Here is a 15,787-nt window from a genome sequence, read left to right as displayed (position 1 = left end):
GCCCCCCGCCGCATTCCGGACGCCTGGGATTTCGATGGGTGTTGATGGTGGCAGGACAAAGTTCCGCGCCGAGTGGATTGCGCCATACCAGGGGTACTGGCCGGTAGTTGCGGAATGCCAGGTTGGTCGCCCTGTCGCCGTGCACCCCCGCGGCAGGGCGACCCCCGACACCCAGCGCAGGTCGCCGGCGCCACGCCCGCGCGTGAGGGGACGACCGTGAGGTCAGACACACCACTCGAACAAGGGGCCGTATCGAGGTCGCGATTCGGTCAGTCGATGGAGAGTTGGCGAAAACTCGGGTTTGCGCTGTGACAGGGGTGACGGCGAGGTGGTGGCGAGGTGAGGGGGCGGTGAGTCGGGAGGGGGTCGTGGGTGAGGGCGTCGTGGGAGAGGGCCAAGGCGAGACCTCCAGGGCTGCCCTCCGACGGTTGCGATCGATGTGAGCGCCGCCCCCCTGTGTCATGCCGTCAGCTTTCCGAGGGGGAGCGGAGGGAATGTTGAGGAAACCTGTACGCGCAGGTCGCGCGGCATGGACCATGGCCGCCCTGTGGGCACGAGCGGTTACGGAAGGAATGGCCGGTGGAGATCCGGTTGCTGGGGCCGGTACAGGCGTGGGCGGACGGTGCGGAGGTCGACCTCGGCCGGCCTCGTCAGAGGTGCGTGCTGGCCGTTCTCCTCATGGAGGCCAACCGCGTCGTACCGATCGAGACACTCATCGACCGGGTGTGGGGGGACGACCCGCCGGACACGGTGCGCAACGTGGTCTACGGCTATGTGGGCCGGCTGAAGAGCGCACTGCGGGAGGCGGGCCGGGGATCGACCGGCGTACATCTGGACCGTAGTTCAGGCGGCTACACGCTACGGACGCCCACCGAGCGAGTGGACCTGTACCGGTTCCGTGACCTGGTCGGCCAAGCCCGCGCCAAGGAGAAGGAGGCCCGTGCCAGGGAGGGGGAGGCCCGTGCCAGGGAGGGGGAGGCCCGTGCCAGGGAGGAGGCCGGCACCGCGGCCGCCGCCGACGACCAGGTCGCCGAACTCCTGGAGCGCGCCCTGCAGATGTGGCGCGGCGAACCGCTGACGGGGCTGACGGGGGCGTGGGCGCAGGCGACGCGCGACCGGCTCGCGAGCGAACGGGTCGTGACCCTGCTGCAGTACCACGAGGTGCAGCTGCGCAGGGGGCGCCACGAGGAGATCTTTCCCCGGCTGCGCGAACTGGCCGCCGCCCACCCGCTCGACGAACGGATGGCCGGGCAGCTGCTGACCGCCCTGTACCGGTGTGGTCTACAGGCCGAAGCCCTCCTCCACTACGACGACATCCGCAAACGGCTCGCCGAGGACCTGGGCGTGGACCCGGCACCGGAGCTGCAGACGCTCCACCAGCTCATCCTCACCAACGACCCCGCGGCGGGCGCACCGACACCGGGGCAGCGCGGCCGCCCGGACCGCGACATCACACCGTCGGTCCCGGCCGAACTGCCCCACGACGCCGCCGGTTTCGCGGGCCGCACCGACGAACTCGTCCGGCTGCACGCGCTGCTTCCGCCCGAGCAGGGGCCGGGGCCGGCGAACACGGTGGTCATCTCCGCGATCGGCGGCGCCGCCGGCATCGGCAAGACCGCGCTCGCGGTGCACTGGGCGCACCAGGTCCGTGCCCGCTTCCCGGACGGGCAGCTGTATGTGAACCTGCACGGCTTCGACCACGACCGCCCACCGCTCAAGGCCGGCGAGGCCCTGGAACTGCTGCTGCGGGGCCTGGGCCTGAGGGCGTCGGAGATCCCCCTGAACGACGAGGCCCAGGCGCGCGCGTACCGGACCCTGCTGGCCGGGCGCCGCCTGCTCGTCCTGCTGGACAACGCGGCGTCGGCGGAGCAGGTCCGCCCGTTGCTGCCGGGCAGCCCGTCCTGCTGCGTCGTCGTCACCAGCCGCAACCGGCTCGGCGATCTCGTCGCCCGCGACGGTGCACACGCCCTGCCGCTGGACCTCCTGCTGCCGGCCGAGGCCCGCGCACTGCTGAGCCGGGCACTCGGCGAGGATCGCCTCGGCGAAGACCCTCCGGCGGTGGAGGAGTTGATCCGGCTGTGCGGCAGCCTGCCGCTGGCACTGCGCGTCGCCGCCGCTCGACTGACGGGCGATCCGGGCCTGCGCCCGGCCGACCTGGTCGCCGAGATGTCCGAGGGCAACCGCCTGGAGGCGCTGGCACCGGACGACACCGACGACTCCCCCTTGCGTACGGCTTTTTCCGCGTCGTACCGAGTCCTGTCCCCCGCGGCACGCCGGCTCTTCCGGCTGCTGGGCCTGTTCCCCGGCCCGGAGTTCACCGCCGAGGTCGCGGCAGCGTTCCTGGAGATACCGCTGCCGCAGGCCCGGCGCCCGCTCGGCGCCCTGGCCGCGGCCCACCTGATCGAACCCGCGGCGGCGGGCCGGTACCGCTTCCACGATCTCCTGCGCGAGTACGCGCTGGAGCGCGCGCGGGCGGAGGAAACGGCGGCGGATCGTGACGCCGCGCTGCGGCGCGTCCTCGTCTGGTACCTGAACGCCGCGCGCGCGACCGGGGGAAGCTGGCTCTTCCCGGAGCTGCCCCACGACCTCGCCCCAGGCGACCGGCCGAACCTTCCGCCCGCTTCCGGAGCCGGACAGTGGCTGGAGGCGGAGCGGGCGAATCTGCTCGCCCTCATCAACCACACCGGGCGCCACGGCCCCCGCCCCATCGCCTGGCACCTGACCAACGCACTCTTCGGAGACTTCTGGCTCCATCTGCCACGGGCGACATGGCAGGCCATCACGCAGACGGCGCTGGACGCCGCCGCGGCCGAAGGCGACCTTCACGGCCAGGCCGCCATGCACACCGGCCTCGGGCTGCTCAAGTCGGACCGGGGGTGGGGCGGACAGGCAATGGATCACCACACTCGCGTACGGGAGATCAGCCGGGAGATCGGTTGGGTGACGGGCGAGGCAGCGGGTCTCGGCGGCCTGGCCCAGGCGGAATGGAACTTGGCCCGCCTCGACAGCGCGCACGAGCACGTCACCGCCAGTCTGCGGATCGCCCGCGCGGCCGGAAACCTTCACGTCGAAGCGCTGGGGCTGGTCACACTCGGTGTGACGTGCCGGGATCTGGGCCGGCTGCGCGAGGCTGCCGATCACCTGGAGACGGCCATCCGCCGCAACGAGGAGATCGGCTGGCACGACCACAGCCTGGCTCTGCAGAATCTGGGCTGGACGTACTGGGAACTCGGCCGTCTGACCGAGGGACTCGCCATCCTCGGTCCCAAGGTGAGCCCCGACCTCACGGGCGGATACCGCAACGACCGCGCCATGATGCTGGACTCCGTCGCGAGGATCAAGATCGAGCTCGGCCGTCACGAAGAGGCGCTGCACCAGGCCGAGCGGGCCCTGGCGGTGGGCAAGGCCAAGGGGCGCCGCTGGATTCAGGCCGGCATCCTCAACACGATCGCTGCCGCCCACCGGGAACTGGCCCACCCGGACCGAGCGGAGCGGGCCGGCCGGCAGGCCCTCACCCTGGCCCAGCAGTCGGGACACCGACGCACCGAGGCGGACTGCACCCTGGGCCTCTCCCTCACACTCGGGCAACTGGGCCGGCACGACCAGGCCCGCAGCCATGCCGAGCAGGCGCTGAGCCTGGCGCGCGACCACTCGTTCCGGGTGGTGGAGGCGCAGGCCCTGTCGGTCCTGTGCGACATCGCGGAGTCCGAAGCGGCACACGCCGCAGCCGTCGCCCTCGGCCACGAGGCGCTGGCCATCCACCGCGAGACCGGCCACCGCCTCGGCGAGGCCCGCACCCTCATGACCCTCGGCCGCGTCCTCCGCCCGAACGAGGCGGCCGCGGCCGACCTCATGAGGCAACAGGCGCGGGCCATCTTCTCCGACGTCGGAGTGCCGCCGCGGTAGCGGCCGCCGAACGAGCCGACCGGCGTCCCCGTGCGGTGTCCGGGTGGTTCCGCCACGAGATCACGAATCCCGGCGCGTCGCGGGGACATGTTATTTATTTTCCTATTATTCTCCGGTAACTGTACGAAGTCGATCTGTCACGGATCGCAATCACCTCACTTCACCGGAGATGACATGCACAACCTTCGCAAGGCTGCCGTCGTGATCGTCGCCCTCGGCAGCGTCGGCATCCTGAGCGCCGGCACCGCCACCGCCCAGGGCATGGACGGCCACGGCGGCAAGACCAGCGTCCTGCAGAGCTCCTCCTGCAAGTCGCACGACCTGAACGTCGACGTCCTCGGCCAGGTCGGCGTCCTCAACGGCGTGCTGGGCAACGCGCTCAACGGCGAGGGCAACTCGGGTGGGCAGGACACCCACATCGGCTCGGCCATGGGCTGCGACAACAGCGCCTTCTAGTCCGAGGCCCGGATCAGGGGTTTCTTTGGTCGGCTGGTCGTCCGCATGTCGACGGAGGCCGACCGACGGGATCCCCTGGCCGGTGCGGACCCCGGTGTCCCATGGCGAGACCTACCGGTGGAGTACGGGCCGTCGTAGACGGTCCCTGGGATGTGTTCCGCCGATGGCAGTGCACCGGTGTCCGCCCGGCCGTACTCGACCTCGGAAACCAGCCAGGGGCCCGATCCGCTTTCGCGGATCGGGCCCCTGGCCTGGTGGACCACGACAAGAACGAAAAAGGCGGCAGCTCTCTACCACGTCCCACTGAGGGCCAGTTATGCGTAGGGCCCTTCGTTTGTTAATTCTCGGAGAACTCTTCTACAACCTTCCGCACCATGCGTCGGTCTGGCTAACGCAGGGATGTCTGAGAGGTTCATGAAGAGGAGCTCAGAACGTGACCGTGCGTTCCTTTGCCCGGCGGATGCGACCGCGAGTCGAGCGGAAGGCCGCCGAAAGGGTGTGGCAGCTGCGCACCATGCGGCGGCGCCGCACGGCGGCAGTCACCGACCCGATGCTCCGCCCGGTGGCGGTGCGCGGCCAGCAGCTCTACGGCCGGATCGTGACCCGGTTCAGCGCTGTCGAGGCGGCCGCCGCCAACCTCGGCCTGGTCGTCGCCGCGCTGGAGCAGGAAGGTATCCCCTACTTCCTGGTACCGACCTCGCGTACGCGCCACACGGTCGGCGTGAACGCCGTCGACCGGGAGCGTTTCCTCACCGCCCTGGAGGCGCAGAACGCGGGGAAGGCGGTGTTCCTCGGCAGACCGCTGCCCGGCGGACAGCTCAAGAACCCCGCACTGTTCATGGACGGCGTACTGCCGACCGCACTGCGCAAGGCCACCGTCCTGCGGATCGGGGAGAACCACCTCGGCCCCGCGGGCCAGCTGCTCGCCGGGCCGGAACTCGCCTGCGACGTCGAGTTCTGGGAGGACGGGGCACAGCTCCTCGCCTCCGACGACGGGCCTCGGCGGCTGGCCAAGGTGCAGCCGCAGGCGTCCGAGGACATCTTCGCCGAGTCCCTGATCGCGCCGCGGAACAACGGCATCACGGACGTACTCCCGGCGTCCGAGCAGAAGCCGGCCGCGGTGCGGATCGGCGACCGGGAGCTGCCGAGCTTCACCCCGCTCACCCTGCCGACCGTGAACGACGTGACCTTCCCCGTCGACGTCGTCTACACCTGGGTGGACGGCGAGGAGCCCCAGATGCGGGCCAAGCGGGCCCGGTACCAGGAGCACGGCATCGCCGAGATCCTGGACAAGGAGACCAACGCCTCCCGCTACACCAGCCATGACGAGCTGAAGTACTCGCTGCGCTCACTCGCGATGTACGCCGACTTCGTCCGGCACATCTACCTCGTGACCGACGGTCAGAAGCCGCACTGGCTCGACGACTCGGCCCCGGGAATCACGGTCGTCGACCACCGCGACATCTTCCCGCAGGACGTCCTGCCGGTGTTCAACTCGCACGCGATCGAGACCCGCCTGCACCACATACCGGGCCTGTCGGACCACTACCTCTACTTCAACGACGACGTGTTCGTAGGCCGTCGCGTCACCCCGGAGCACTTCTTCCACGGCAGTGGCCTGATGAAGATCCCGGTGTCCCCGCTGAAGATAGGCGTCGGCAAGCCGCACGCCGAGGAGACGGCCACCAACTCCGCCGGCAAGAACGTCCGCCGGCTGCTGCTGGAGAAGTTCGGGCGGATGACGACGAACAACTTCATGCACACCCCGCTGCCGCAGCAGCGAGAGACGCTCCAGGTGCTGGAGGAGCTCTTCCCGCAGGACATCAGCCGCACCACGGCGTCCCGCTTCCGCTCGCCGCAGGACATCGCCATGACGGCCCCGCTGCTCTACCAGTACGCGCTGATGACCGGCCGCGGCGTGCCGGGGAAGTACAGCTTCCGCTACGTGAACATCAGCCGCCCGGACGCCGAAAAGCGCCTGGCCGATCTGCGCCGCAACCGCCGCTTCGACTTCTTCTGCCTCAACGACGTCGATGTGCCGCCCGAGGAGCGGGAGCAGGTCGGCGCCCGGATGGACGAGTTCCTGGAGAACTACTTCCCCTTCGCGAGCCCCTTCGAGAAGCAGAAGTAACGAGGGCTGGGGGGCCTGGACATGGGGGGCATGGACATGGGGGGAACGAACACCCGTCACCGCTTCGGACTGCCGGGGGGCATCCGGGCGGCCCGGGACTTTCTGGTGGGCCTGCGGCTCTGGCTGACGGCCCGGCTCTGGGCGCTGCGCGCGACCCGGGCCCGCCGGCGCCTGCGGGCCGCGGACCCCGGACTGCGCCGGATCACCTTCGGACCGGTGCGACTCTACGGCCGTACGGTCGCCGGATACACCGCCGCCGACGCCGCCGAAGCCGATCTCGAACGGGTGTGCACCCTGCTGGAGGGGCTCGGCGTCCCGTACTTCCTGGTCCCCGCCGACCACGGGCACAGCGCGGCGCCACGGCAGGCCATCGGCATCGAGGAGCGGTACCGCGGCGCGGTTCTCTCCCGGGCCGCCCAGCGCTTCGCCGGCTCCGTCGGGTACGTCGGCGCCGTCGGACCGGACGGCGCCGTGACGACCGCGGTGCTGTGGGCCGACGGGAAGCTGCCGCGGGCGCTGAGGCGGGCCATGGTGCTCCGTACCGGCGTGGTGCGCCTCGGCCCGCAAGGGCAGGTGCTCACCGGTCTCGAGGCGGGGTGCGACATCGAGTTCTGGCGGCACGGCCGGGACCTCGGCACCACCCCGGCCCCGGATCCCTCCTGGCTCACGGTGCCCGGCAGCCGCTTGCCGGACGTCTTCGGCCCGGCACTCGTCGCCCCGCGCCGCAACCCCGTTGCGGAGGTACTCCCGTCGGCGGCCCAGCAGCCCGCCTCCGTGGCGGGCCGCCACCGCAGCGTGCCGACGTTCGCCCCGTTCGCCGAGCCGGGCATCGACGAGGTGCGCTTCCCCGTCGACGCCGTGTACACCTGGGTCGACGGGAACGACCCGGCGCTGGCCGCGAAGCGCCGCGCCCATCAGGCCCTGTCCTGCGACGTCATCGCTCCGCGCGAGACCGGCGCCTCCCGCTACACCAGCCACGACGAACTGAAGTACGCACTGCGCTCCCTGGAGATGTACGCGGGTTTCGTCCGGCACGTCTACCTGGTGACCGACTCCCAGATCCCCGCCTGGCTGGACCCGGACGCGGAGGGCCTGACGGTGGTGGACCACCGGGACATCCTCCCGCCCGACGCACTCCCCGTCTTCAACTCGCACGCGATAGAGAGCCGCCTGCACCACATCCCGGGCCTGTCCGACCACTACCTCTACTTCAACGACGACGTGTTCATCAACCGCCCGGTACGGGCCGAGCACTTCTTCCACGGCAACGGCATAGCCCGCATCCCGCTCTCCCCCCTGAAACTCGGACTCGGCGCCCCCCACCCCCTCGAACCGGCCCCCAACTCCGCCGGCAAGAACGCCCGCGAGGTGATCAGCCGCTTCCACGGCAGACAGATCACGCACAAATCCCTGCACACCCCGCACCCCCAACTGCTGTCGGTCATGCGCGAGATGGAGACCCTCGGAATCGAGGAACTCGAGCGCACCTCCTACTCCCGCTTCCGCTCCACCTCCGACGTCGCTCCGGCGTCCACGCTCCACCACCACTGGGCGATCGCGACCGGCCGCGCCGTCCCGGCCGACTACCGCTTCCGCTACGTCCAGCTGGGCACCCCGGACATGCACCGCCGCCTGGCCCGCCTCGCGGCCGGCGAGGACATCGACTTCTTCTGCCTCAACGACGTGGACACCGCCCCGGAGGCCAGACCGGCGGCCCAGACCGCCATCCGTACCTTCCTGGAACGCAAGTACCCGTTCCCGAGCCGCTTCGAAGGCCCGCCCCGACCCACCCCCCGCCCGACCGCACCGCTCACGGCGCGCGTCCCGGCACACCCGGCCGGCCGGTCGGCTCGGCGCCGCCCCGCAACACCGTGACCAGCGACCACCTCGATCCGCGGACCGTCCGGGCTCACTTCACATCGACGAAGTCGGCCCGGCCGGTCCTGCCCTGGGTGAGGGACGTGCCCGCGAAATCGAAGCGGTACTCGCCGTCCACCGTCGCCTTCACGGTGGCCGTGGCCCAGCCGTTCCGGTCGGTCTTGACCTTCTTCAGCGTGGTGAAGGCGCCGCTCGTGCCCTTGCGGAACTGGAGCAGCACCTGATGCCCGATGAGGGGCACGTCCTTGTGCTTCTCCCAGCTGGCGACGATCATCCGGGCCTTGACCGTGAGGTCCTTGCCCTTCTTCACCGGCTCCGGGGTGGCGTCGGCCTGGGACAGGTGGGTCTGGCGCTTGATGCGTGCCAGCCAGGGGGCGTCGTCCTCGCGGGTGACGTTGCCCGCGCCGTCGACGGCCACGGCGCTCACGCCCCAGACACCGGCGAGGGCGTTGCTGCGGAGGTTGTCGTACGGGTCGGCGACCACGACGGCCTCGCACTTGGACTCGGTCTCGTTGATCTTCACGCAGCGGTCGAACCCGACCTGCGCCATGCGCCCGTCGGCTTCCGCCCGGTTCGCTCCGTGCCACAGCTCGTACGACACGCTCTGGACGCCGGACGGGTCGCTGACGATCGCGGAGACCAGGAACGCGACCTTCCGTGCGGCCGGGACGACAACGGTGTAGTCGCGGCTCTGGTTGACCTGGATGTCCCTGAAGGTCGTGGGCGAGTCGTCCTGCTCGGCCCCGGCGGCCGGGACGGCGAGAGCGGTGACGGCGAGGGCGGCGCTGAGGGCAGCGGCGGTGGCGGTGGCGACAGTGGCGCGCAGGCGCATGGTGTGGTTTCCCCCACGTTGGATGAATTGGGTGGTGACTCCACCTGCATCAGACAGAGGGGGCGTGCGGGGGGTTGTGCACTGTTGCCGACCCGACCCATCACTTAACCCTGGGTTCTCCTCGGGTTGGCGCAATCATCGGCTGCCGGCCAAAGGAGGAGACGCATACGTCGTACTGGGCTGTTCTGAGACGGACAACGTCGAAGGGCCCCACCGCAAGCGGTGGGGCCCTTCGACATCGTGCCCGGTGAGGCACTGGCGGAGGATACGAGATTCGAACTCGTGAGGGGTTGCCCCCAACACGCTTTCCAAGCGTGCGCCCTAGGCCTCTAGGCGAATCCTCCGCCGGAAACATTACATGACCGAGAGGAGTGCTCGCGAACTCGTTCCCCCCGGCTGACATCGGGTACTCTTCGGGAAGCCCCTCACGCGGCGCTATCTGACTGAACTCCCCCAGGGCCGGAAGGCAGCAAGGGTAGGTCGGCTCTGGCGGGTGCGTGGGGGGCGCTTGCGTTCCCGCTGCGGGGTCGGGTTGTCAGTGGGCGCCTATAACCTCGTAGGCGTGTCGTCTCTCGCGCTGTACCGCCGCTATCGCCCGGAGTCATTCGCCGAGGTCATCGGGCAGGAGCATGTCACTGACCCGCTGCAGCAGGCGCTGCGGAACAACCGGGTCAATCACGCGTACCTGTTCAGCGGGCCGCGTGGCTGTGGCAAGACGACCAGTGCGCGGATCCTCGCGCGGTGTCTGAACTGCGCACAGGGTCCTACGCCCACCCCGTGCGGGGAGTGCCAGTCCTGCCAGGACCTGGCTCGGAACGGTCCCGGTTCCATCGACGTCATCGAGATCGACGCGGCGTCGCACGGTGGTGTGGACGACGCGCGTGAGCTGCGGGAAAAGGCCTTCTTCGGGCCCGCCTCCAGCCGCTACAAGATCTACATCATCGACGAGGCCCACATGGTCACGTCGGCCGGTTTCAACGCGCTGCTGAAGGTCGTCGAGGAGCCGCCGGAGCATCTGAAGTTCATCTTCGCCACCACCGAGCCCGAGAAGGTCATCGGGACCATCCGGTCGAGGACCCATCACTACCCCTTCCGGCTCGTCCCGCCGGGCACCCTGCGGGAGTACCTCGCCGAGGTGTGCGGCCGCGAGAACATGCCCATCGAGGACGGCGTGCTGCCGCTCGTCGTGCGCGCGGGTCAGGGCTCCGTGCGTGACTCCATGTCCGTCATGGACCAGCTGCTCGCCGGAGCGAAGGAGGAGGGTGTGACGTATGCCATGGCCACCTCTCTCCTCGGGTACACCGACGGCTCGCTGCTCGACTCCGTCGTGGAAGCCTTCGCGACCGGTGACGGCGCCGCCGCCTTCGAGGTCGTGGACCGTGTCATCGAGGGGGGCAACGATCCCCGGCGGTTCGTCGCCGACCTGCTGGAGCGGCTGCGGGACCTGGTGATCCTGGCCGCCGTGCCGGACGCCGCCGAGAAGGGGCTCATCGACGCCCCGGCCGATGTCATCGAGCGCATGCAGGCCCAGGCCGGCACCTTCGGCGCCGCCGAGCTGAGCCGTGCCGCCGACCTCGTCAACGAGGGGCTGACCGAGATGCGGGGGGCCACCTCGCCCCGGCTCCAGCTCGAGCTGATCTGCGCGCGCGTGATGCTGCCTGCGGCGTACGGGGACGAGCGTTCCGTGATGGCCCGGCTCGATCGGCTGGAGCGGGGTGTGAACTTCTCCGCGGGCGCGGGCGGCGGCATGCCCGCGATGGGGTACGTGCCCGGTCCTGACGCCCATGCGGGAGCGGCCGCCGCGCCGGTTCCGCCGGGTGGCGGGCCTGCCGCGGCCCGGGCGGCGGTACGGGCTTCGGGGGCGCCCGCGGCCCCTGCTGCCGGGGCCGGTGTGCCGACGGGCGGTATGGGCGGTACGGACGGTGGCGCGGGGGCCGGCACGCCCGGTACGGCCGGTGCCGCTCCGGCGGCGCAGGGTGCGCCCGCCGAGGCCACCCCAGCGCCCTCGGCCCACGGCCACCCGCCCGCGCAGAGCGGTCAGCAGCCTCAGCCACCCCAGGCTCCGCCCACCCCGGCGCCCGCACCGGCCTCCACGCCCGCTCCCGCCGCCGCGAACCCGTCGGCGCCCCCCGCCTCCGCCCCCGGGGCATGGCCCACCGCCGCGCCCGCAGGTGGTGGCCGGCGCCCCGGTGGCTGGCCCACGGCAACCCCGGCGGGCGGCGGCGCCCAGCCCCAGGCCGCCCAGGCCGCCCAGGCCGCGTCGAGCGGCACGCAAGCGCCCCCGCACACACCGCAGCCCGCGACACCCACGCCCACGCCCACGCCCGCTCCCGGCGCAGGCGCGGCACCGGCCTACGCGCCCCCGAGCGGCGGCCTCGACCCCCGCATGCTCTGGCCGAACATCCTGGAGGCGGTCAAGAACCGTCGCCGCTTCACCTGGATCCTGCTCAGCCAGAACGCCCAGGTGGCCGGCTTCGACGGCACCACCCTCCAACTCGGGTTCGTCAACGCGGGCGCGCGCGACAACTTCGTGAGCAGCGGCAGCGAGGACGTCCTGCGGCAGGCGCTGTCCGAGCAGTTCAACGTCCAGTGGAAGATCGAGGCGATCGTCGACCCGTCGGGCGGAGGCTCGGCTCCCCCGTCGCCGGGCGGTTCCTCCGGCTTCGGCGGTGGCGGATACGGCGGTGGCGGCAACAGTGGCTACGGCGGTGGCGGTACGACCGCCCAGCGCCCGGCCCCTCCCCAGCCGACGCCCTCGACACCCACCCCACCTCCGGCGGCCCCGACCTCCCCGGCGCCGAACGCTGCCCCCACCTCGGCACCCCAGCCCCCCTCCGCGCCTGAGCAGCGACCCCCGGTGTCCATCGAGGACGACATCCCGGAGGACGACGACCCCGACCTCAACGAGTCGGCCCTGTCCGGCTACGAGCTGATCGTGCGGGAGCTGGGGGCGACGGTGGTCGAGGAGTTCACGAACGAGTAGCGGGGCCCTGCGGGCGCCCGGCCCGGGCCCCGCGACTTGGAGGAACGTACAGGTCACCAACCCCCGTCCCCTCATCGCCCCGCACAAAAACCCCGTTAGGCTGACCCCCGTGAAGGTCCTTGTCATCGGTAACGGCGCCCGCGAACACGCCCTGTGCCGCTCCCTGTCCCTCGACCCCGACGTCACTGCGCTGCACTGCGCCCCCGGCAACGCCGGCATCGCCGAGGTCGCCGAGCTGCACCAGGTCGACGCCCTGGACGGCAAGGCCGTATCCGCGCTGGCCACGGAGCTCGGCGCCGACCTCGTGGTCGTAGGGCCGGAGGCCCCGCTGGTCGCCGGGGTCGCCGACGCCGTGCGCGAGCTGGGCATCCCGGTCTTCGGCCCCTCCGGGGAGGCCGCGCAGCTCGAGGGCTCCAAGGCCTTCGCCAAGGACGTGATGGCGGCGGCCGGCGTCCCGACGGCCCGCTCCTACGTCTGCACGACCCCCGCCGAGGTCGACGAGGCGCTCGACGCCTTCGGTGCCCCGTACGTCGTCAAGGACGACGGCCTCGCCGCCGGCAAGGGCGTCGTCGTGACCGCCGACCTCGAGGCGGCCAGGGCGCACGCCAACGCCTGCGAGCGCGTCGTCATCGAGGAGTACCTCGACGGCCCCGAGGTCTCCCTCTTCGCCATCACCGACGGCGAGACGGTCGTCCCGCTGCAGCCCGCCCAGGACTTCAAGCGGGCGCTGGACGGCGACGAGGGCCCGAACACCGGCGGCATGGGCGCGTACTCCCCGCTCCCGTGGGCCGACCCGAAGCTGGTCGAGGAGGTCCTGGAGACGGTCCTCCAGCCGACCGTCGACGAGATGCGCCGCCGCGGCGCCCCCTTCTCCGGCCTGCTCTACGCCGGACTCGCGATCACCTCGCGCGGCGTGCGGGTCATCGAGTTCAACGCCCGCTTCGGCGACCCCGAGACCCAGGTCGTCCTGGCCCGCCTGAAGACCCCGCTGGCCGGCGTCCTGCTGGCCGCCGCCAAGGGCGACCTCGCCGACCTGGAGCCCCTGCGCTGGAGCGACGACGCCGCGGTCACCGTGGTCGTCGCCTCGCACAACTACCCCGGCACCCCGCGCACCGGCGACCCGATCACCGGCCTCGACGAGGTCGCCGCCGAGGACGCCCCGCACGCCTACGTCCTGCACGCCGGCACCAAGCGCGACGGCCACGCGATCGTCAGCGCCGGCGGCCGCGTCCTGTCCGTCACGGCGACCGGCAAGGACCTCACCAAGGCCCGCGACCGCGCGTACAAGGCCGTGGCCCGTATCGAGCTCGACGGCTCCCAGCACCGTACGGACATCGCGGCGAAGGCGGCGACGGGCGCGTAAAGGCGGGCGCGTGAAAAGGCGCCTGCGTACCCACCGCACAAGACAACCTGCCGCGGCACGAGACAACCTGCCGCCGCGCAAGACAACCCCGCGGGCCCCGAATCCGTCTCAGGATTCGGGGCCTGATGTATGCCGGGAGCAGGGGCCTGATCCTCGCTTTCCGTCATCCACCTTTCCCCAAAGCCATTCCATCGAGTGACCGCTGCCCCATCCGGCTGACGTGGGCCGGAGCCCCAACTAGGGTGCGGCGCAAGCGTTCCGGCACTTGGCCCACCGGCATTGCGATGTCAGTGGTGGGTGCCACAGTGGGGGAGTGAGCAAAGCCAGGACAGTTCGGACAGCCAGGGCAGCGGGGAGGGGGTGAGGTCCGGCCGTGACCGGTATCGGTGTGGAGGTGGGTGCGCAGTCCGCGCGCGCCCGGGCCCTTGCCGTGCTGCGCATCCGCAGCCGCGCGCTCGCTGTCGCCCTGCTGCCCGCGGCGGTCGCCGTGGTGCTGCTCGTCGGCGCCTCCACCGGCCACCTCGTCGGCCCCGGCTGGCATGCCGCCCGCTGGGTCGTGACCCCCGCCGCCGCCCTCGTCCTGATCGCCGCCGCCGGCATCGCCCTGGTCGTCGCCCGAGCCCGCCCCGCCGTCAGCCCCACGGTCCCGATAGCCGAGGAGCAGGCCCCGGACCTGTACCGGATGGTGCGCGACCTCGCCGACCGCCTCGACGTCCCCGCCCCGTCCGCGATAGCGCTCACCCCGGACTGCGACAGCTGGCTTGAGGACCGCACCCACCCGTCCCACGGCCCGCCCCCGGCCGAGGACCGCGACGAGCACGAGGTCAACGGCCTGCGCGGCGGAAGCACACCCGGCGCCCACCGGCGTGCGCCGGCCGCCCCCGTCCTCGTCATCGGCTCTCCGTTCCTGTGGTGGATGCGCGTCGGTGAGTTGCGCGCGGTGCTCGCCCCGGTCGTCGCCGGTACGGGACCTTCCGCGCACCCGGACATAGCCCAGGCCCGGCGCTTCGTCCGGGGCCTGGACGCCGCCGTCGCCGTCGCCTCGACGCGCGGCCGCTGCCCGGGGTCGCGGGCGGTGTGTGCGGGCGTCGGCTGGGTCGCGCGGCTGTTGCTGCGCAGCTGCCGGGAGCACGCCACCGAGATGGAGCGGGGCGTGGCCAGCGCCGCCGCCGAGCGTGCACAGGCTGTGGATTACGGACTGCGTATCGTCGCCCAGGAGCAGGTCGGGCTGGCGTACGCCGGCTGGGACCGGCTGCTCACACGCGTGGCGCTGCCCGCCTGGCGGATGGGCCGCTGGCCGTCCCGGCTGGACGCGGGCGTCGTCGCCGCCCTCACCGAGCTGTCCCGCCGGGACCGCCTGGCCGAGGGCTTCGCCTCCCGGCTGGGCGAGCGCCCCGCCTGCGATCTGCTCGAAGAGCCCGGCGCGGTCGACGAGGCCGCCTCACTCCTCGCCGCCCGCCTCTTCCACGGCGGCCCGGCCGAGTCCGGCCAGGACTGGTCCCCGGTGGACTGGCAGGAGTACCCGGAGGAGGTCGTCGACCGTAAATGGCGCATGGACGCGGCCCGCCTGCACCGCGTCCTCGACGCCCTCGGCGTCCGCCGCACCACCGACGGCACACCCTCGGAGGCGAGCGGCCCGACCCTGGCCCGCGTCATGGAGCACCTCTCGGTCCCACCGGACTCCTCGCCCGCCCGTCCCGCCGGCGCCCGTCCCGCCGACGCCGAAACCGATGCCGCCCCCGCCCCCGCCGCCCCGCCCCCACCCCCGAAGCCCCCCAAGGCGCCCTACGCGGCCATGTCCGAGGACGACTCCCCGGACGACCAGGAGACCGAGCGAAGCTCCGCTCTCGCCGCCGGCCTGACCGCCGAGCTGGCCCGCGAAGAGGCCGCGGCGCCCGCGGAGCAGACGGCGTCCCCCGTCCCCGACAGCACCCTCCTGGACATCGGCGCTCTTCCCCTCTTCCCGCTCCAACCGCCCCGCACCGCACGCGAGTTGCTCACCGACCACGTCACGGCGATGGTGTGCTGCGCGGCGATGGACACCGCCGGCGCGGCCCCCGGTCTGGACTGGCTCGACGGCCCCACCCTCCTCATCGACGGCGAGAGAGCGGCCGACCTGACCCCCAGAGTCCTCAGCCTCATCGAGGACGGTGATCCGGTGCCCCTGCGCGCCTGGCTGGTGGAGTCGGGGATACGCCCGGAGAAGCCGGTTCGCCTGGTCTGACGGCTGTTTCACGC

The 15,787-nt window shown here is 71.9% G+C and carries 8 protein-coding genes, 1 tRNA gene and 1 other RNA gene; 8 read left to right on the top strand and 2 right to left on the bottom strand.

The window, feature by feature from the left end:
* Positions 1-579 precede the first annotated feature (579 nt).
* The 4 genes from PBV52_RS22875 (at position 580) to PBV52_RS22860 (ending at position 8,368) form a co-directional block, all read left to right on the top strand.
* The gene (locus tag PBV52_RS22875) at positions 580-3,906 is read left to right on the top strand and encodes a BTAD domain-containing putative transcriptional regulator (protein WP_274240724.1); all 3,327 of its coding nucleotides are present in this window, start codon (positions 580-582) and stop codon (positions 3,904-3,906) included.
* A 174-nt stretch (positions 3,907-4,080) separates the two neighbouring features.
* Positions 4,081-4,362: a hypothetical protein gene (locus tag PBV52_RS22870; RefSeq protein ID WP_274240723.1), complete on the top strand. Its 282-nt coding sequence runs from the start codon at positions 4,081-4,083 to the stop codon at positions 4,360-4,362.
* 433 nt (positions 4,363-4,795) lie between these two features.
* Complete coding sequence (locus PBV52_RS22865) at positions 4,796-6,493, top strand: stealth family protein (RefSeq protein WP_274240721.1); 1,698 nt, start codon at positions 4,796-4,798, stop codon at positions 6,491-6,493.
* Between the two features lie 36 nt (positions 6,494-6,529).
* Positions 6,530-8,368, top strand: a complete 1,839-nt coding sequence (locus PBV52_RS22860) for a stealth family protein (protein ID WP_274240720.1) — start codon at positions 6,530-6,532, stop codon at positions 8,366-8,368.
* A 34-nt stretch (positions 8,369-8,402) separates the two neighbouring features.
* On the opposite strand, the gene PBV52_RS22855 is transcribed toward PBV52_RS22860, so the two are convergent.
* A complete protein-coding gene (locus tag PBV52_RS22855) occupies positions 8,403-9,203 on the bottom strand; it encodes a hypothetical protein (protein ID WP_274240719.1) in 801 nt (266 codons plus the stop codon).
* Between the two features lie 256 nt (positions 9,204-9,459).
* Positions 9,460-9,547, bottom strand: a tRNA-Ser gene (locus PBV52_RS22850).
* Positions 9,548-9,619: 72 nt separating this feature from the next.
* Here PBV52_RS22850 and ffs point away from each other — a divergent pair.
* The 4 genes from ffs (at position 9,620) to PBV52_RS22830 (ending at position 15,773) form a co-directional block, all read left to right on the top strand.
* An RNA gene (gene ffs, locus PBV52_RS22845) (signal recognition particle sRNA small type) lies at positions 9,620-9,718 on the top strand.
* Between the two features lie 47 nt (positions 9,719-9,765).
* Positions 9,766-12,186, top strand: coding sequence for a DNA polymerase III subunit gamma and tau (locus tag PBV52_RS22840; RefSeq protein ID WP_274240718.1), 2,421 nt, complete (start codon positions 9,766-9,768; stop codon positions 12,184-12,186).
* A 109-nt stretch (positions 12,187-12,295) separates the two neighbouring features.
* On the top strand, positions 12,296-13,549 hold the full coding sequence (gene purD, locus PBV52_RS22835; RefSeq protein WP_274240717.1) for a phosphoribosylamine--glycine ligase: 1,254 nt from the start codon (positions 12,296-12,298) through the stop codon (positions 13,547-13,549).
* 373 nt (positions 13,550-13,922) lie between these two features.
* The gene (locus tag PBV52_RS22830; RefSeq protein WP_274240716.1) at positions 13,923-15,773 is read left to right on the top strand and encodes a hypothetical protein; all 1,851 of its coding nucleotides are present in this window, start codon (positions 13,923-13,925) and stop codon (positions 15,771-15,773) included.
* Positions 15,774-15,787 lie beyond the last annotated feature (14 nt).

Source organism: Streptomyces sp. T12 (assembly GCF_028736035.1).
Taxonomy (GTDB): Bacteria; Actinomycetota; Actinomycetes; order Streptomycetales; family Streptomycetaceae; genus Streptomyces.
Note: the sequence above shows the minus strand (reverse complement) of the source record. Positions and strands in the feature narration are given on the sequence as shown.

What these genes read in the sequence shown, in the direction of transcription:
- PBV52_RS22870 (WP_274240723.1), top strand. Translation starts at nt 4,081, where the DNA reads ATGCACAACCTTCGCAAGGCTGCCGTCGTGATCGTCGCCCTCGGCAGC.
- PBV52_RS22860 (WP_274240720.1), top strand. Translation starts at nt 6,530, where the DNA reads ATGGGGGGAACGAACACCCGTCACCGCTTCGGACTGCCGGGGGGCATC.
- PBV52_RS22855 (WP_274240719.1), bottom strand. Translation starts at nt 9,203, where the DNA reads ATGCGCCTGCGCGCCACTGTCGCCACCGCCACCGCCGCTGCCCTCAGC.